General features: G+C 70.5%; 12 protein-coding genes. All 12 read right to left on the reverse strand.

Annotated features, from left to right (window positions below; all coding sequences use genetic code 11):
- Positions 1–2 precede the first annotated feature (2 nt).
- Entirely contained in the window at positions 3–1,589 is a 1,587-nt protein-coding gene (locus tag ACE3T5_RS03710; protein WP_374664576.1) for a fatty acid--CoA ligase, read from the reverse strand.
- Between the two features lie 2 nt (positions 1,590–1,591).
- Positions 1,592–2,419 (reverse strand): enoyl-CoA hydratase-related protein, encoded by an 828-nt coding sequence (locus ACE3T5_RS03715; protein WP_374664579.1) that lies wholly within the window; start codon positions 2,417–2,419, stop codon positions 1,592–1,594.
- Positions 2,420–2,433: 14 nt separating this feature from the next.
- Entirely contained in the window at positions 2,434–4,557 is a 2,124-nt protein-coding gene (locus tag ACE3T5_RS03720) for a 3-hydroxyacyl-CoA dehydrogenase NAD-binding domain-containing protein (RefSeq protein ID WP_374664581.1), read from the reverse strand.
- Between the two features lie 22 nt (positions 4,558–4,579).
- A complete protein-coding gene (locus ACE3T5_RS03725; RefSeq protein ID WP_374664583.1) occupies positions 4,580–5,788 on the reverse strand; it encodes an acetyl-CoA C-acetyltransferase in 1,209 nt (402 codons plus the stop codon).
- A 224-nt stretch (positions 5,789–6,012) separates the two neighbouring features.
- Positions 6,013–8,781 (reverse strand): LuxR C-terminal-related transcriptional regulator, encoded by a 2,769-nt coding sequence (locus tag ACE3T5_RS03730; RefSeq protein ID WP_374664585.1) that lies wholly within the window; start codon positions 8,779–8,781, stop codon positions 6,013–6,015.
- Positions 8,782–8,824: 43 nt separating this feature from the next.
- Positions 8,825–10,009, reverse strand: coding sequence for a lipid-transfer protein (locus ACE3T5_RS03735; protein WP_374664587.1), 1,185 nt, complete (start codon positions 10,007–10,009; stop codon positions 8,825–8,827).
- Between the two features lie 37 nt (positions 10,010–10,046).
- Positions 10,047–11,219: an ABC transporter substrate-binding protein gene (locus ACE3T5_RS03740; protein WP_374664589.1), complete on the reverse strand. Its 1,173-nt coding sequence runs from the start codon at positions 11,217–11,219 to the stop codon at positions 10,047–10,049.
- A gap of 9 nt (positions 11,220–11,228) precedes the next feature.
- Positions 11,229–12,395, reverse strand: coding sequence for an ABC transporter substrate-binding protein (locus ACE3T5_RS03745; RefSeq protein ID WP_374664591.1), 1,167 nt, complete (start codon positions 12,393–12,395; stop codon positions 11,229–11,231).
- Between the two features lie 41 nt (positions 12,396–12,436).
- Positions 12,437–14,299, reverse strand: a complete 1,863-nt coding sequence (locus ACE3T5_RS03750; protein WP_374664593.1) for a long-chain fatty acid--CoA ligase — start codon at positions 14,297–14,299, stop codon at positions 12,437–12,439.
- Between the two features lie 7 nt (positions 14,300–14,306).
- Positions 14,307–15,083 (reverse strand): ABC transporter ATP-binding protein, encoded by a 777-nt coding sequence (locus ACE3T5_RS03755; protein ID WP_374664595.1) that lies wholly within the window; start codon positions 15,081–15,083, stop codon positions 14,307–14,309.
- Positions 15,080–15,913 carry an ABC transporter ATP-binding protein gene (locus ACE3T5_RS03760; RefSeq protein ID WP_374664597.1) on the reverse strand — a complete coding sequence of 278 codons (834 nt, stop codon included), beginning with the start codon at positions 15,911–15,913 and terminating at the stop codon, positions 15,080–15,082. Before ACE3T5_RS03760 ends, ACE3T5_RS03755 begins: the two co-directional genes overlap by 4 nt.
- Positions 15,910–16,986 carry a branched-chain amino acid ABC transporter permease gene (locus tag ACE3T5_RS03765; RefSeq protein ID WP_374664599.1) on the reverse strand — a complete coding sequence of 359 codons (1,077 nt, stop codon included), beginning with the start codon at positions 16,984–16,986 and terminating at the stop codon, positions 15,910–15,912. The genes ACE3T5_RS03760 and ACE3T5_RS03765 overlap by 4 nt, the downstream gene beginning before the upstream one ends.

Raw genomic sequence — 16,986 nt, forward strand, 5'->3', positions numbered from 1 at the left:
CCTCAGTGCACCCGCCGCGCCTGTCCTGCCCAGTACGGCTCGCGCAGCACCCGCTTCAGGATCTTGCCCGAGGGGTTGCGCGGCAGGGCGGCGATGAACTCCACGGTCTTGGGGCACTTGTAGGCGGCGATCTTGCTTCGCGTGAAGGCAATCACCTCGGCTTCGGTCAGCTGCTGGCCGGGCCGCAGCACCACCATGGCTTTCACGGCTTCGCCCCACTTGGCGTCCGGCACGCCGATCACCGCGGATTCGGCGATGGCCGGGTGGTCGCCCAGCGCGCGTTCCACCTCGGCGGGGTAGATGTTCTCGCCGCCGGAGATGATCATGTCCTTCAGCCGGTCGAGGATGAACAGATAGCCGTCGATGTCGAGGTAGCCCACGTCGCCCGTGTGGTACCAACCGTCGCGCAGTGCTTCGGCCGTGGCCTCGGGCCGCTTCCAGTAGCCCTTCATGATCGCCGCCGAGCGGATCCAGATCTCGCCCGACTGGCCGGGCAGCGCTTCCTTGCCTTCCAGGGTGACGATGCGCAACTCCACGCCGGGCAGCACCTGGCCGCACGACTTCAGGCGTTCGGGCAGCGCCGGGTTGTGGTCGCGCGGCTGCAGCGCCGTGCCCAGCGTGGTGGATTCGGTCATGCCGAACATCTGCAGGAACACCGGGCCCATCACCTCCACGGCGCGCCGCAGCAGCGCCGGCGGAATGGGGGCGCCGCCGTAGGTGATGGCGTCCAGCTGCGAGAAGTCGGCCTTCGCGCAGTCGGGGTGGTCCAGCATGAACTGCATCACCGCCGGCACCACGCCCAGCTTGGTCACGCGGTGCTGCGCCAGCGCCTGCAGGATGAGTTGCGGCTGCGCTTCCCGCAGCACCACCACCGTGCCGCCCATGTAGGGCGCGTTCATGCCGTAGCAGACGCCGCCGGCATGAAACAGCGGCAGCGGCACCACGCACAGGTCGTCTTCGCTCCAGCGCCCCAGGTGGCCCGCGGCTGCGTAGGAGAACTGCGTGAGCAGGTTGCGGTGCGTGAGCTCGGCGCCCTTGGGCAGGCCGGTGGTGCCCGAGGTGTAGAGCTGCAGCGCCGTCTCGTCCGTGTCGGCCGCCAGCCGCGGGTCGGTGTCGCTGCCGCTGTCGCGCCAGGCGACGTACTCGCTGCAGCCGGCCTGCGGGCCGTCCATGGCCACCACCAGCCGCAGGCCCGGCACGGCCGCGCGCAGGCCGTCCACCAGCGGCAGGTAGTCGGCGCCCACGAACAGCACCTGCGCCTCGGCGTCGTTCAGGATGAAGGCGATCTCCTCGGGCGCCAGCCGCCAGTTCACCGGCACCAGCACCTGGCGCGCCTTGGCCGCGCCCAGGAACACCTCGAAGAAGCGGTCGCAGTTCTTGCCCAGCCAGGCGATGCGGCTCTGGGGGGGCAGGCCCAGGGCCAGCAGGGCATGCGCAACCCGGTTGCAGTGGCGGTCGAAATCGGCCCAGCTCGTGCGGCGGTCCTCGAAGATGAAGGCGGCATGCGCGGGCCGCCGGGCGGCGTGCACGCGCGGCAGGTCGCCCAGCGTGCGGAATCGGGGGTCGATGGAAGGAATGGCGTGCGTCATGGTCAATCGGGCCAGCCGGGTGGCAGGTCTCGCGACACAGTGTCGGGGAACCGGGGCGCGCGTTTTTGCAGGAAGCTGTCGACCCCTTCGCGCATGTCGGCGCTGCGGGCGCGCGCGGCGATGAGCCGGCTTTCCACGCGATGCGCTTCCTCGGGGCCGGCCGCGGTGGCCATGCGCCAGAGCAGTTGCCGCGTGAGCGCCACCGACACGGGCGAGGTGGCCTCGATGAGCGAGCGGGCATGGGCCTGCGCGGCGGCCAGCACTTCTCCCGCGGGGTGAAGGGAGCGGACCAGGCCCGCCTGCAGCGCCTCGGCGGCGTCGAAGCTGCGGCCCGACAGGCACCAGTCGAGCGCGCGGTCCAGGCCCACGATGCGGGGCAGGAACCAGCTGGAGGCGCTCTCGGGCACGATGCCGCGCCGCACGAACGGCAGGGCGAAGCGGGCGCCTTCGGCGGCGAAGCGCGCGTCCATGGCGAGCGTCAGGGTCACGCCCACGCCGGCGGCCGAGCCGTTGAGGGCGGCGATCACCGGCTTGCGGCAGCGGTGGATGCGCAGCGTGAGCACGCCGCCCGCATCCGGCACCGGCTCGCCCGGGGCCTCGGCCGAGGCAAACGGGCTGTCGCTGCCCGACAGGTCCGCGCCGGCGCAGAAGGCCCGGCCCGAGCCGGTGACCACGATCGCGCGCACCGCATCGTCGGCGTCGGCGCGGTCGATCAGCGCGGCCAGCCCGTGGATCATGTCCAGCGTCATCGCGTTGAGCTGGTCCGGGCGGTTCAGGGTGAGCGTGGCCACCCGGTCCGCCACCGAGTACAGCAGCGTGTCGCTGGTCATGCCGGCGCGCGGCCTCAGTCGCGGTAGCGGCCGCCGCGGGCCGCCAGCTCGCGCAGCGCCGGGGGCACGGCGAAGCGCTCGCCCTGGCGGGTGGCCAGCTCGTCGCAGATCGCCACGAAGCGGGCCGAGCCCACGGTGTCGATCTGGCCCAGCACGCCGCCTGCCACCGAGGGGAAGCCCCAGCCCAGCAGCGAGCCGACGTCGGCGTCGCGCGGGCTGACGATGCCCTCGGCCACGCAGCGCGCGGCCTCCAGCGACTGGGCGAACATCAGGCGGTTGCGCACCTCGTCCACCGAGGGCTGTTCCTTCGCCAGCGGGAAGTGCTCGGCCAGGCCGGGCCACAGGCGCTTGGGGCCGTCGGCCGGGTAGTCGTAGAAGCCCTGGTTGACCTTGCGGCCCAGGCGGCCGAGCTTCTCCACCATCACCTCCATCACCGCGTCCTGCGGCTGCGCCCGGTAGGCCGCGCCCTGGTCGATGCGGGCCTGCTTCAGGGCCTTGTACAGCAGCTCCACCGAGAACTCGTCGATCAGCGCCAGCGGCGGCATCGGCATGCCGGCCATGCGGCCGGCGTTCTCGATCAGCACCGGGTTCACGCCCTGCGCCAGCAGCGTCATGGCCTCGTAGGGGTACATGCCGAAGGCGCGGTTGGCGTAGAAGGCCGGGCAGTCGTTCACCACGATCGGCGTCTTGCGGATGCGCTTGGCGAAGTCCAGCGCGTGCGCGATGGTCGCTTCGCTCGTCAGCTTGCCGCGGATCACTTCCACCAGCGGCATCTTCTCCACCGGCGAGAAGAAGTGCAGGCCGACGAACTGCGCGGGCCGCGCCGACACTTCGGCCAGGCCGGTGATGGGCAGGGTGGAGGTGTTGGAAGCGAAGATCGCCCCGGGCGCCATGGCTGCTTCGGCGCGGCGCGTCACTTCGGCCTTGACGGCGCGGTCTTCGAACACCGCTTCGATCACCATGTCGCAACTGGCCAGTTCGGCGTAGTCGGTGGTCGTCTTCACGCGGGCCAGCGTGGCGTCGCGCTGGTCCTGCGTGAGCCGACCCTTGGCCACCTGGCCGTCGAGGATCTTCGCGCCGTAGGCCTTGCCCTTCTCGGCCGCCTCCAGCGTGGTGTCGAGCAGCACGACGTCGAGCCCGGCCACCGCGCTCACGTGCGCCAGGCCCGCGCCCATCATGCCGGCGCCCAGCACCGCCACCTGGGTGTACTTGCGCACCGGCACGTCCTTGGGCCGGTCGGCCAGGCGGTTGGCTTCACCCAGGTCGTAGAACAGCGTGCGGATCATGTTCTTGGTGGCCTGCGAGGTGGCCAGCCGCGCGAACTGCCGCTGCTCGATGCGCAGGCCGGTGTCGATGTCCACCTGGCAGCCGTCGTACACGCAGGCCAGGATGGCCTCGGGTGCCGGGTACAGGCCCTGCGTCTTCGACAGCAGTGCGCCGCCCGCGGCGAAGAACAGCTGCGTGGGCCCGGCCGTCTGCGGCGCGCCGCCGGGGAAGCGGAAGTTCTTGCTGTCCCAGGGCTTCACCACCGCCTTCGCACCGTCGGCCAGCAGCCAGGCGCGGGCGCGCGCGAGCAGTTCGCCGGCGGGCACGACCTCGTCGACGATGCCGGCTTCCAGCGCCTTGGCCGGGCCGACCTTGCGGCCCTCGGTGAGGTAGGGCAGGGCCTTCTGGATGCCGATCATGCGCGGCAGGCGCTGCGTGCCGCCCGCCCCGGGCAGCAGGCCCAGCGTGACTTCGGGCACGCCGAGCTGGATCTTCGGGTCGTCGGCCACGATGCGGCGGTGGCAGGCCAGGCAGATCTCCAGCCCGCCGCCCAGCGCAGTGCCGTTGATGGCGGCCACGAAGGGCTTGCCCGATGTCTCCAGCCGGCGCAGGGTCTGGCTGAAGGCGCCGCCGGCGGCGAACGACTCCTCGGCGTTGCGGATGTGGCGGATCAGGTCGAGGTCGCCACCGGCCACGAACTCGGGGCGCGAGGAGGTGACGATCACCCCCTTGGCCGCCGGGTCGGCGATGGCCTGCTTCACCGCCGCGTCGAAGGCAGCGATGGAGGCGTGGTTGAGCACGTTCATGGGCCGTTCGGCCACGTTGAACGAGAGGGTGACGATGCCGTCGGCGTCAATGCGGTAGTCGATCATGGTGTTTCCTGGTCCTGCCGCCTCAGACGCGCTCGATGATCATCACCGAGCCCATGCCACCGCCCACGCACAGCGTGATGAGGCCGGTGGCGAGGTCGCGGCGCTCCAGTTCGTCGAGCACCGTGCCCAGCAGCATGGCGCCGGTGGCGCCCAGCGGGTGGCCCATGGCGATGGCGCCACCGTTGACGTTGACCTTGTCATGGGGCACGCCCAGGTCCTCCATGAAGCGCAGCACCACGGCCGCGAAGGCCTCGTTGCACTCGAACAGGTCGATGTCCTTCGGGTCCATGCCGGCGCGCTTCAGCGCGGCGCGGGCGGCCGGCGCGGGGCCGGTGAGCATGATGGTGGGCTCGCTGCCGACGGTGCCGAAACTGCGCACGCGGGCACGCGGCTTCACACCCAGCTGCTTCGCCATGGCGCCGCTGGCCAGCAGCACGGCGGAGGCGCCATCGACGATGCCCGACGAGTTGCCGGCATGGTGCACGTGCTGGATGGCGGCCACCTGGGGGTAGCGCTGGATGGCCACCGCGTCGAAGCCCAGCTTCTCGCCGAGCATCGTGAAGGAAGGCTCCAGCTTGGCCAGGGATTCGAGCGTGGTGTCGCCGCGCACGTGTTCGTCGCGCGCGAGAACCACGGTGCCGTTGACGTCGCGCACCGGCACGATGCTGCGGGCGAAGCGCCCCTCGGCCCAGGCGGCGGCGGCGCGGCGTTGGCTTTCCACGGCGTAGGTGTCCACGTCCTGGCGGCTGTAGCCGTGCAGGGTGGCGATGAGGTCGGCCGACACGCCCTGCGGCACCAGCTGGTTGGGCAGGGTGATCTGCGGGTCGGTGACCCAGGCGCCGCCGCCCACGAACATGGGCACGCGCGACATGCTTTCCACGCCGCCGCCGATCATCAGCTCGGACTGCCCGGCCATGATCATGGCCGAGGCGAAGTTGCACGCCTCCAGGCCGGAGCCGCAGAAGCGGTTGATCTGCACGCCGGGCACCTGACGGAAGCCGGGCGCCGACAGCGTGATGGCCTTGGCCACGTCGGAGGCCTGCTCGAGCGAGGGCTCGCCGCAGCCGATGATCACGTCGTTCACGAGACCGGGGTCGAACCCGTTGCGCTCGCGCAGGGCGGTCAGCAGGCCGGCCGCCAGGCGGGCCGGGCCGATTTCATGCAGGGCGCCGCTGGCGCGGCCCTTGCCGCGCGGCGTGCGCACGGCGTCGAGGACGAATGCTTCAGTCATGCGGGCAGTGTGCCCGCGCACCTGCGCGGCGATATCGTCGTGAAAGACGATTTCGGGCGCGGGTGCGGCGGTCGCGCCGGTGTGGCGGTTCGTAGGCTGGGGTGCAACCCCAGCGGTTCTTCGCACGGCACCTATCGCTGGGGTTGCGCTTCGCTCCACCGCCAGCCTCCGAGGGCCCTATCCGCCGACCAAGGACACAGGCCGCCGGACGACCCGGGGGTCTGTCAGCCGATCAGGCCCAGCTTGCGTGCCGCCGCAATCGCTTCCACCCGGCTGCGGGTGTCGAGCTTCACGTTGATGTTGCGCAGGTGCGTGCGCACGGTGGTCTCGGCCACGAACAGGCGCTCGGCCAGCTCGTCGTTGCTCAGGCCGTCGGCGGCCAGGCGCAGCACCTGCAGCTCCTTGCGGGTCAGCAGTTCGCTGCCGCTCGCAGGCAGCTCGCTCGCAACGCCGGGCGTCGGCGCAGGGGGCGCGGCCTGCGGTTCGCGCAGCAGGCGGTCGATGAAGAGCAGCGCCTCGTCCCCCTGGCTGGTCTCGCGCACCAGGTCGGGCTGCGCGCGCAGCTCGCGCAGGATGGTCATGAGCAGCGGGCCTTCGTCCTGGAAGGCCCGCACGTAGCCTTCCACGCAGGCCAGCCGCACGGCGCGCGCCAGCATGCGCATGGCCTTGTTGCGCTGGTCGTCGCGGTACAGGGCCTGGGCCAGCAGCAGCCGCAGGGTGAGCGCCCGCCGCTCGCGCTGCGCCCGCTCGGCGGCGTCCAGCTCGGCGCGCAGCGGCCGGATCACCTCGCTGGCATGGCCGGTGCGCACGGACCAGCGCGCCAGCGCCACGTCGTAGGTCTCCACCTCGTTGGCCCGCATGGTCAGGCGCGCCACGCGCTGCCACAGCGCCTTGTCGCCGCAGCGGTCGAGCTCGCCACGGGCCTGGGCCAGCCGCTCCGCCATCAGCAGCTGGCGCACGCGTTCCAGCCGGGCGGTGGCCACCACGCGCGGCAGGCCCTCGCGGTGGCCGATGTGCTCCAGCTCCAGCAGCATCTGCTCGGCCCGCTCGGCGTCGCCGCGGTCCAGTGCGATGCGCGCCATCACCACGTGGCCGATGATCAGCTCGTCGGGGATACCGACGCCGCGGATCAGCGGGATGTAGACCACCAGCAGGCGCTCGGCCTGCTCCAGCTGCCCGGCCTCGTACAGGGCCTGCGCGAGCGGGATGCCGGCCAGGGCATTGCCGTTGGTGGAGCGCGTGGCGTCCATGGCGCCGGCACTGACGGCGATGCGCAGCCCGGCGATCGCCTTGCGCAGCCGCCCCTGCGTCATGTCGACGGCGGCCTCGGCCGCCTCCGACAGCGCGAAGTTGAACGGGCTGGCGCGCACCTGCTGCCGCGACCGCGCCGCGTCGGCGAAGCGCAGCGCGTCATGGAAGCGGCCGGCGATGAGCGCCAGGTTGGCCATGTTCACTTCGAGGAAGCCGCTGACGAAGGCCAGGTCGCGCGGGATCGCCTCCAGCGCGGCGGCCGCGAGGGGCAGGGCCTCGTCGATGCGGTCGGTCAGCGACAGGAACAGCGGCCGCATCGCCAGCCGGTGCGCGCGGACCTCGGGGTCGGGGTCGGCCTGGCGTTCCAGGCGGTCCAGCAGTGTGGCGGCGGCCCTTGGCCCGCGGGCGAAGCACACAGCCCAGGCATGCACCACCTGCAGGATGGGATAGCCGTCCAGCGCGCCGGATTCCAGCAGCGGGTCGAGCCAGCGTGACAGCAGCCGCACGCGCCCTTCCTCCAGCAGCGCCTGGCCATGCTCGGACAGCGCGGGCAGGGCATAGGCCAGGTCACCCGCGGCCAGGGCGTGCTCGATGGCCGGCACGGCGCGCCGGCGCTCGTCGTACCAGCGCGAGGCGGCCCGGTGCAGGCCCGGAATGTCCGCCGCGTGGTGGCGCGCCAGCTCGGTGCGCAGGAACTCCGCGAACATGCCGTGGTAGCGGTACTGGCTGTGGTCGCCCTGCAGCGGGATCATGAACAGGTGGGCCTGCTCCAGCGTGCGCAGCATGCGGGCGCTGTCGTCGCGGCCGCACACCGCGTCGCACAGCGAGGCATTCAGCTCGCCCAGCAGGCTGGTGCGCAGCAGGAAGCTGCGCACGTCCGCGCTCTGCCGGGCCAGCACGTCCTCCACCAGGTAGGCCACCACCGCGGCGTTGGAGCCCGAGAAGCCTGCGATGAAGCGGCTGGGGTCGTCGCGGTTCTCCAGCGAGATCGAGGCCAGCCACAGCGCGGCCGCCCAGCCCTCGGTGCTGCGGTGCAGCCGTCGCACGTCGTCCGGCGCGAGCCGCAGGCCGCGGCGCTGGCGCAGGAAGGCGTCGGCCTCGGCCTCGGTGAAGCGCAGCTGGGCCGGCTCCACCTCCAGCAGGCGGCCGCGCGCGCGCAGCCGGCCCAGGCCCAGCTCAGGCACGCCGCGCGAGCCCACGATGAGCTGCGCGCCGCGCGGCAGCTGCTCGATCAGCTCGCTGACGATGCCGATGGCGGCCGGGTTCTGCAGCGCCTCGAAATCGTCCAGGAACAGGGCGAAGGGCGCCGGGTGCGCCGCCACGCGGTCGATCACCGCGAAGGCCAGCTCGTCCGGCCGGCTGCCTGCATCCTGCGGCGTTGCCAGGCCGGGGATGAGCCGCGCCAGCGTGGCCGTGAGGCCATCCAGGAAGCGCATCACGTCGTTGTCGGCGCGGTCGAGCGTGAGCCAGGCGGCCGGCAGGCCGGTCTGCACGAAGCGCTCGTGCACCTGCAGCATGGTGGTGGTCTTGCCGAAGCCCGCGGGCGCGCGCAGCAGCACGAGCTTGGCCGCGCCGGCGGCGAAGATGCGCTCACACACCTCGGTGCGCGCGATCTCGAAGGCGGTGGATTGCGGCGGCGTCAGCTTGGGCCCGAGCGCGGCCGCGCGCGCCGGCACGCCACGCCCCTGCGCGGTGCCTGGCGGGGCCGCGCCTTCGTTGCTCGTTCCAAGCCCGGCGGGCATGGCAGTTCTCCCTGTGGCGAGCGGCGGCCCCGCGGCGGGCGCCTCAGGCCCGCTGGTAGAGCGTGACGACGCAGGCGCCGCCGAGCCCCAGATTGTGCTGCAGGGCGAGCCGGGCGTCCGGCACCTGCCGCGCGCCGGCCTGGCCGCGCAGCTGCCACACCAGCTCGGCGCATTGCGCCAGGCCGGTGGCGCCCAGCGGATGGCCCTTGGACAGCAGGCCGCCGGACGGGTTGGTCACGACCCGGCCGCCGTAGGTGTTGTCGCCGTCGAGGATGAACTTCTCGGCCCCGCCCTCGGGGGCCAGGCCCAGCGCCTCGTAGATGATGAGCTCGTTGGCGGTGAAGCAGTCGTGCAGCTCCACCACGGGGATGTCTTCCGGGCCCACGCCCGCTGCCTCGTAGACCTGGCGCGCGGCGAGCCGGGCCATGTCGTAGCCGACCAGCTTGCGCATGTCCTTCTCGTCGAAGCTGCTGTTGCCGTCGGTGGTCATCGCCTGCGCCGCGATCCAGACGCTGGCGTCCAGCCCGCGCCGCCGGGCGAAATCCTCCGAGCACACCACCGCCGCCGCGCCGCCGCAGGTGGGCGGGCAGCACTGCAGGCGGGTGAGCGGGTCGAACACCGCGGGCGAGGCCATCACCTCGTCCAGCGTCACGGGGGCGCGGAACAGGGCGTTGGGGTTGTTCGCGGCATGCCGGCGCGCCTTCACCGAGATGCGGCCGAAGGTGTCGGCGCGGGTGCCGTACAGCTGCATGTGCATGCGCCCGGCGCCGCCGAACAGCTGCGCCGCCACCGGCACGCCAGGGGCCTCCCCCTGGATGGCGTGCATGGCGTCGATCAGGCGCTGCGACGGGTCGGGCCGGTCGTCCCAGTGCGCCACGATGGCGCCGCGCTGCATCTGCTCGAACCCCACCGCCAGCACGCACTCGGCCGCGCCGCTGGCCACGGCCTGCCGGGCCAGGAACAGCGCGGTCGAGCCGGTGGAGCAGTTGTTGTTGACGTTGATCACCGGCACGCTGGTCAGGCCCAGGTGGTAGGCCGCCGCCTGGCCGCTGCAGGAGTCGCCGTAGACGTAGCCCGCGTAGACCTGATCCACGGCCTGGTAGTCGACGCGTGCGTCGTCGAGCGCGGCGCGCGCCGCGCGCGCGCCGAGCTGGTGGTAGGGATCGCTGGCGCCCGGCTTGGCGAACGGCACCATGCCGACTCCGGCCACACAGACCTTGCGTGTCATTCGAATCTCCTTCGGGCGTTGCCGGGGCGCGGCGGGCCTACTTGCCTTCGGCCGGGTAGTCGATCACCACCTTCCAGCGGCCGTTCTGCAGCTGCGACACGCGGGAACTGCGCGAGCCGATGTGCTTGGTGGCCGAGAAAGTGAGCTTCGGGCTGCCGAAGATGTCGGGCGGCACGTTCAGCGACTCCATCGCCTTCACGAAGCTGTCGGTCGTGAGGTTCGCGCCGGCCTTCTGCAGACCGGCTGCGAAGCGGTCGATCGTCATGTAGCCGTAGGCCGCGAAGATGGTCGGGTCGTTGCCGAACTGGGTGCGGTACTTGTTGGCCCAGAAGCGCACCGGCTGGGACGCGTCGTCCGTGTAGGGGATCAGCGCGAACATGTCGGCGTACAGGCCGTCCATGCCCTTGCCCCCCAGCTTGGGGATCAGCTCGGTGTAGGCCGACTGGGTGCCCATCACGTTCGGGTTGTAGCCCAGCTTGCGCATCTCGCTGATGGATCCCACCGTCTCGCGGATCTGCGTGCCCAGCAGCACGAAGTCGCAGCCGGCGTTCTTCAGCCGCAGCACCTGCGAGGTGAAGTCGGTGGCGCCGCGCTTGTAGGTGGTGCGCTCGTGGAATTCGACGTTGATGGTCTTCAGCCCGGCCTCGCCGCCGCGCACCACTTCCAGGCCGAATTCGTCGTCCTGGTACAGCGCGCAGGCCTTGGTGGACTTCGTGGTCTGGTAGACCTGCGGCACGGTGACCTTCAGGCTGTCGAAGTTGGGCGGCGCGAAGCCGAACTTGAGCTTGTGCACCGGCTCGAACATCTCGCGGGCGCTGGACATCGGCATGAAGCTGATGACGTTCTTGTCCAGGATGATGGGCATGGCCGCCACCGCGGCTGCCGTGCCCATCAGACCCACCATGGCGAAGATCTTCTCCTGGTTCACCAGCTTCTGCGTGGCCAGCACCGTCTTCTTGGGGTCGTAGCCGTTGTCCTCGATCAGCAGCTTGAGCTTGCGGCCGTGGATGCCGCCCTGCTCATTGATCTCGGCCACGCGCAGGCGCGCGCCATTGGCGTAGTCCTTGCCCCAGGCGGCAATGGGCCCCGACAGGTCGGTGGCCGTGCCGATCACGATCTCGGTCTTGCTCACGCCCTGCTGGGCGAGCACGGGGGTGGCGGCACAGGCGGCGGCGGCCAGCACCACGACGAGGCGGTTGATGCGCTTCATCTCGTCTCCTTACTGCTTCGGGTAGTCCAGAACCACTTTCCAGCGGCCGTCCTGCAGCTGCGACACGCGGGAGGCGGTGGAGCCCAGGCGCTTGGTGGCCGAGAAGGTGAGGGTGGGGCTGCCGAAGATGTCCGGCGGGATGGTCATGCTGTCCATGGCCTTCACGAAGCTGTCCACGCTCAGGTTGGGGCCGGCCTTCTGCATGCCGGCATACAGCCGGTCGGCGATCAGGTAGCCGTAGACGGCGTACACGGTGGGATCGTTGCCGAAGGCCGTCTTCCACTTGTTGGCCCAGAAGCGCACCGGCTGCGAGGCGTCGTCCATGTACGGGAACTGCACGAACATGTCGCCGTACAGGCCGTCCATGGCCTTGCCACCCAGCTTGGGGATCTGGTCGGTGTAGACCGTCTGCGGACCCAGGAACACCGGGCTCCAGCCCAGCTTGCGCGCCTCGCCGATGGCGCCCACCGTCTCGCGGATCAGCGTGCCCAGCAGCACGAAATCGCAGCCGGCGCTCTTCAGGCGGGCGACCTGCGACGAGAAGTCGGTGGCGCCGCGCTTGTAGGTGGTCTTCTCGACGAAGTCGGTCTTGATCTCCTTCAGGCCGGCCTCGCCTCCGCGCACCACTTCCAGGCCGAAGTCGTCGTCCTGGTATAGCGCGCAGGCCTTGGTCGACTTCGTGTGCTGGAACACGCGCGGCGTCGAGCTCTTCATGCTGTCGTAGTTCGACGGTGCGAAGCCCCACTTCAGCTTGTGCGGCGGCTCGTACATCTCGCGCGCGCTCGACATCGGCATGAAGCTGATGACGTTCTTGTCCAGCAGCACCGGCATCGCGGCCACGGCGGCGGCGCTGCCCATCAGGCCCATCACCGCGAACACCTTCTCCTGGTTCACCAGCTTCTGGGCGGCCAGCACCGTCTTCTTGGGGTCGTAGCCGTTGTCCTCGGCCAGCAGGCGGATCTTGCGGCCGTGGATGCCGCCCTGCTCGTTGACCTCGTTCGTGCGCAGCTTCATGCCGTTGAGCACGTCCTTGCCCCAGGAGGCGATGGGGCCGGACAGGTCCTGCACGGTCCCCACCACCACCTCGTTCTTGCTGATGCCCTGCTGGGCCAGGACCGGACTGGCCACCAAGGCCAGGGCGAGCGCGGCGGCTGCCGCGGTGAGGGTTCGCTTCATGCTGTTGTCTCCTGATGGAAGGGGTTCGGGTGGGCGGGGGTTCACTGGTACATCGCCTCGATCTGCGGGGCGTACTTCTGCTGCACGAGCTTGCGCTTGAGCTTCATGGTGGGCGTCAGCTCCTCGTCTTCTGCCGACAGCTGCGTTTCCAGCAGATAGAACTTCTTGATCTGCTCGACCCGGGCGAACTTGGCGTTCACCTTGGCGATCTCGGCCTCGATCAGCTGCCGCACCTCGGGCGCGCGGGTGAGGCTGGTGTAGTTGGAGAAGGGCACGTCGTGGTCCTGCGCGTACTTCTCCACGTTCTCCTGCTCGATCATCACGATGGCCGTGAGATACGGCCGGCGGTCGCCGATGACGACCGCGTCGGTCACGTAGGGGCTGAACTTGAGCTCGTTCTCCCACTCGCTGGGCGTGATGTTCTTGCCGCCCGCGGTGATGATGATGTCCTTCATGCGGTCGGTGATGCGGAAGAAGCCGTCGGCGTCCACCGTGCCCACGTCGCCGGTGTGCAGCCAGCCATCCGCCTGCAGCGTCTCGGCGGTCTTGTCGGGCTGGTTCAGGTAGCCCATGAACACGTTGTCCCCGCGCACCAGGATCTCGCCGGTGGCGTCGTCGATCCGCACCTCGTTGTAGCCGCGCGCGCGCCCGATGGTGCCCGGCCGGATGGCCTCGGGCGTCATCGAGGTCGAGATGCCGGCCGTCTCGGTCTGGCCCCAGCACTCCAGCATCGGGATGCCCAACGCCAGGTACCAGCGGATCAGGTCCGGCGCGATCGGCGCGGCGCCCGTCACCAGGAAGCGGCAGCGATGGATGCCGATGAAGCGGCGCACGTTGTCCAGCGCGGCCAGTCCGGCCAGGCGGTACTTGAGCCGCAGCCAGGCGCTCACGGGGCGGCCGGCCTGGACCTGGTCCACCACCTCGTGGCCGACGCCGATGGCCCAGGCGTACAGCCGCTGCTGCACGGGCCCGGCCTCCTTCACGGCGATGGTCACCGCGGAATAGAACTTCTCCCACAGGCGCGGCACGCCGCCGAACACCGTGGGCGCGATCTCGCGCACGTTCTCCGGTACCGTGTCGGGGTTCTCCACGAAGTTCATCTTCGTGCCCGTGTACAGCGACGCATACAGGCCCGTCACCCGTTCGGCCACGTGGCACAGCGGCAGGAAGCACATGCGCTCGTCGTCGGCGTCCTGCGGCAGGAACTCGTTCTGCCCCCGGACCACGGTGAGCAGGCCGCGGTGCGAGTGCATCGCGCCCTTGGGCCGGCCGGTGGTGCCGGAGGTGTAGATCAGGATCGCCAGGTCGGCGGGCGTGCGCGAGGCGCAGCGCCGCTCGAACTCGCCCGGGTGCGCGGCGTCGAAGGCGGCGCCGCGCTGGCGCAGCGCATCGAGGGTGATCACCATCGGGTCGCTGAACTGCGCCAGGCCGGTGGGGTCGATCAGCACGATGTGGCGCAGCAGCGGCAGCTGCGCGCGCACGGCCAGCGCCTTGTCCAGCTGCTCCTCGTCCTCGACCACCAGCACGACGGTCGACGAGTCGGCGCACAGGTACTGCACCTGCTCAGCCGCGTCGGTGGGGTAGATGCCGTTGGAGACGCCGCCGGCGCTCAGCACCGCCAGATCGCACCACACCCACTCGACGCGGGTGTTGGCGAGCACCGAGACGCAATCGCCCGGCTGCACGCCGAGGTCGACCAGGCCCATGGTCAGCTCGCGCACGGTGGCGCCGACCTCGCGCCAGCTCCAGCCGCGCCAGATGCCGTAGTCCTTCTGGCGCATCAGCACCGCGTCGCCGCGGGCGGCCACGCCGTTCCAGAACAGGGCATGCAGGGTGTCGCCCGGCACGGTGGACCGCGGCCGCGGACGGAAGGAATCGAGGTTCCAGAGAGAGGGGCTCGTCATGCTCGCATCACCGCCAGTTCTTCTTCTTCTTCCACCTGCGCTCGCCGCGCACGCCTTCTTCCTTCATGCCGAGGTAGAACTCCTTGATGTCGTCCTTCTCGCGCAGGCGCTCGCAGCTGTCCTCCATGACGATGCGGCCGTTCTCCAGCACGTAGCCGTGGTCCGCGACGTTGAGCGCCATGTTGGCGTTCTGCTCCACCAGCAGGATGGTGGTGCCGCGCTCGCGGTTGATGCGCACCACGATCTCGAAGATCTCCTTGGTGAGCTTGGGCGACAGGCCCAGGCTGGGCTCGTCCAGCAGGATCAGCGTGGGCCCGGCCAGGATGGCGCGGCTGATGGCCAGCATCTGCTGCTGCCCGCCCGACAGCAGGCCGGCGTCCTGCGCCGCGCGCTCGCGCAGGATGGGGAAGTAGCGGTACACGGCCTCCATGTCACGGGCCACCGCGTCGCGGTCGCCCCGTGTGTAGGCGCCCATCAGCAGGTTGTCCCGCACCGACAGCAGCGGGAACACCTCGCGACCTTCGGGTACGTGCGAGAGGCCACGGCGAACGATCAGCGCCGGGTCCTTCGCCGTGATGTTCTCGCCGCGGAAATGCACGCTGCCCTTGCGCGGATCGAGGATGCCGGAGATGGTCTTGAGGATGGTGGTCTTGCCGGCGCCATTGGAGCCCAGCACGGTGGCGATCTCGCCCTGGCGCACGCCCAGGCTCACGCCGCGGATGGCCTTGATGGGGCCGTAGACGCTCTCGACGTTGTTCAGGGCGAGCAGGTACTCGGCGCTCATGCGACACCCCCCGCGGTGGCCGGCGCGCGCGGGCGCCGCAGCGAGGCGACATCGTCTACCGTGCCCAGGTAGGCCTCGATCACGGCCGGGTTCTGCTGCACCTCGGCCGGCGCGCCCAGGGCCAGCACCTCGCCCTGGTTCATGGCGAGCACGCGGTCGCTCACCTTGGACACCAGGCCCATGTCGTGCTCCACCATCAGGATGGTGATGCCCAGGTCGCGCTGGATGTCCTGGATCCAGAAGGCCATGTCGCCGGTTTCCTCCACGTTCAGGCCCGACGAGGGCTCGTCGAGCAGCAGCAGCTTCGGCTCGGTCGCCAGCGCGCGCGCCAGCTCCACCACCTTGCGCACGCCGTACGGCAGCCCGGCCACCAGCGTGTCGCGGTAGTGCTGCAGCTCCAGCAGGTCGATCACCTCCTCCACCTTGCGGCGCGTCTGGCGCTCGGCCTCGCGCACCGAGGGCAGGAACAGCATGTCGGCCCACAGGTTGGTGCGGCGGTGCACGTGGCGGCCGATCAGCAGGTTCTGCAGCACCGTGGCGTGCTCGAACAGCTCGATGTTCTGGAAGGTCCGCGCGATGCCCAGCGGCGCGATCCGCGAGGGCGCCACCTCGGCCAGGTTGCGGCCCTCGTAGGTGAGCGTGCCCGCCGTCGGGTTGTAGATGCGGCTGATCAGGTTGAACACCGTTGTCTTGCCGGCGCCGTTGGGGCCGATGAGGGTGAACACCTCGCCGCGCCGCACGTCGAAGCTGACCTGGTTGACGGCCAGCACGCCGCCGAAGCGCACGGTGAGGTCGCGCGCGGACAGCAGGATGTCGGGGGAGGTCGTCATTTCAGGCGATCCGACTTCTGGAAGGTTTTCTGGCGCTTGAACATGCCGCGGCGGTAGAACGGGTACAGCTCCAGCCAGGTGCGCACCTTGAGCCAGCGGCCGTACAGGCCCATGGGCTCCAGCATCACGAAGGCGATGAGGATCACGCCGTACACCACGCCCTGCAGGCCGGCGGCCTGGCCGATCACGGGCGGCAGCACGTCCTTGCCGAGCGAGATCAGCTGCGGCATCACGATCAGGAAGGCCGCGCCGAGGAAGGCGCCGTGCACCGATCCCAGGCCGCCCACCACCACCATCAGCAGCAGGTCGATCGACTGCACGATGCTGAACTGCTCGGGCGAGATGAACTGCATCTTGTGCGCGTACAGCGCGCCGCCCAGGCCCGCCAGCGCCGCGGAAATGGCGAACGACATGGACTTGTAGATGGACAGGGTGATGCCCATGCTCTGCGCGGAGATCTCCGAGTCGCGCATGGCCACGAAGGCGCGGCCGGTGGGCGAGCGCAGCAGGTTCATCACCAGCAGGGTGCTCAGGGTCACGCAGGCCAGGCACAGCAGGTAGAAGCTCTCGGCGCTGGCGATCTTCCAGTCGCCGATGGCCGGCGCCACCACCGAGCGGCCGGCGTTGCCGCCGGTCACGCTTTCCCAGCGGGCCAGCACTTCCTCGACGATGAAGCCGAACGACAGGGTGGCGATGCCCAGGTACAGGCCCTTCACCCGCAGCGCGGGCAGTCCCACCACCACGCCCACGGCGCCCGACAGGGCGACCGCGCTGGCCATGGCCAACGGGAACGGCCAGCCGCGCGCGGTGAGGTAGGCCTCGGCGTACGCGCCCACGCCCATGAAGGCGGCGTGGCCGATGGAGAACTGCCCGGTGAAGCCGGCCAGCAGCATCAGGCCCACGCCGACGGTGGCGTAGATGTAGATGAAGGTGAGCTGCGCCAGCCAGTATTCGGGCAGCACCCAGGGGGCCGCCAGCACGGCTAGGCCGAGCAGGCCGTACCAGAAGCGCTGGCCGTTGTGGCGGGCCAGGTCGATGTCCTGGTCGTACGAAGTCTTGAAGACGAAGCGCAT

This window comes from Ramlibacter sp. (assembly GCF_041916345.1).
Taxonomy (GTDB): domain Bacteria; phylum Pseudomonadota; class Gammaproteobacteria; order Burkholderiales; family Burkholderiaceae_C; genus Ramlibacter.

What these genes read in the sequence shown, in the direction of transcription:
- ACE3T5_RS03710 (WP_374664576.1), bottom strand. Translation starts at nt 1,589, where the DNA reads ATGACGCACGCCATTCCTTCCATCGACCCCCGATTCCGCACGCTGGGC.
- ACE3T5_RS03715 (WP_374664579.1), bottom strand. Translation starts at nt 2,419, where the DNA reads ATGACCAGCGACACGCTGCTGTACTCGGTGGCGGACCGGGTGGCCACG.
- ACE3T5_RS03720 (WP_374664581.1), bottom strand. Translation starts at nt 4,557, where the DNA reads ATGATCGACTACCGCATTGACGCCGACGGCATCGTCACCCTCTCGTTC.
- ACE3T5_RS03725 (WP_374664583.1), bottom strand. Translation starts at nt 5,788, where the DNA reads ATGACTGAAGCATTCGTCCTCGACGCCGTGCGCACGCCGCGCGGCAAG.
- ACE3T5_RS03730 (WP_374664585.1), bottom strand. Translation starts at nt 8,781, where the DNA reads ATGCCCGCCGGGCTTGGAACGAGCAACGAAGGCGCGGCCCCGCCAGGC.
- ACE3T5_RS03735 (WP_374664587.1), bottom strand. Translation starts at nt 10,009, where the DNA reads ATGACACGCAAGGTCTGTGTGGCCGGAGTCGGCATGGTGCCGTTCGCC.
- ACE3T5_RS03740 (WP_374664589.1), bottom strand. Translation starts at nt 11,219, where the DNA reads ATGAAGCGCATCAACCGCCTCGTCGTGGTGCTGGCCGCCGCCGCCTGT.
- ACE3T5_RS03745 (WP_374664591.1), bottom strand. Translation starts at nt 12,395, where the DNA reads ATGAAGCGAACCCTCACCGCGGCAGCCGCCGCGCTCGCCCTGGCCTTG.
- ACE3T5_RS03750 (WP_374664593.1), bottom strand. Translation starts at nt 14,299, where the DNA reads ATGACGAGCCCCTCTCTCTGGAACCTCGATTCCTTCCGTCCGCGGCCG.
- ACE3T5_RS03755 (WP_374664595.1), bottom strand. Translation starts at nt 15,083, where the DNA reads ATGAGCGCCGAGTACCTGCTCGCCCTGAACAACGTCGAGAGCGTCTAC.
- ACE3T5_RS03760 (WP_374664597.1), bottom strand. Translation starts at nt 15,913, where the DNA reads ATGACGACCTCCCCCGACATCCTGCTGTCCGCGCGCGACCTCACCGTG.
- ACE3T5_RS03765 (WP_374664599.1), bottom strand. Translation starts at nt 16,986, where the DNA reads ATGCGCTTCGTCTTCAAGACTTCGTACGACCAGGACATCGACCTGGCC.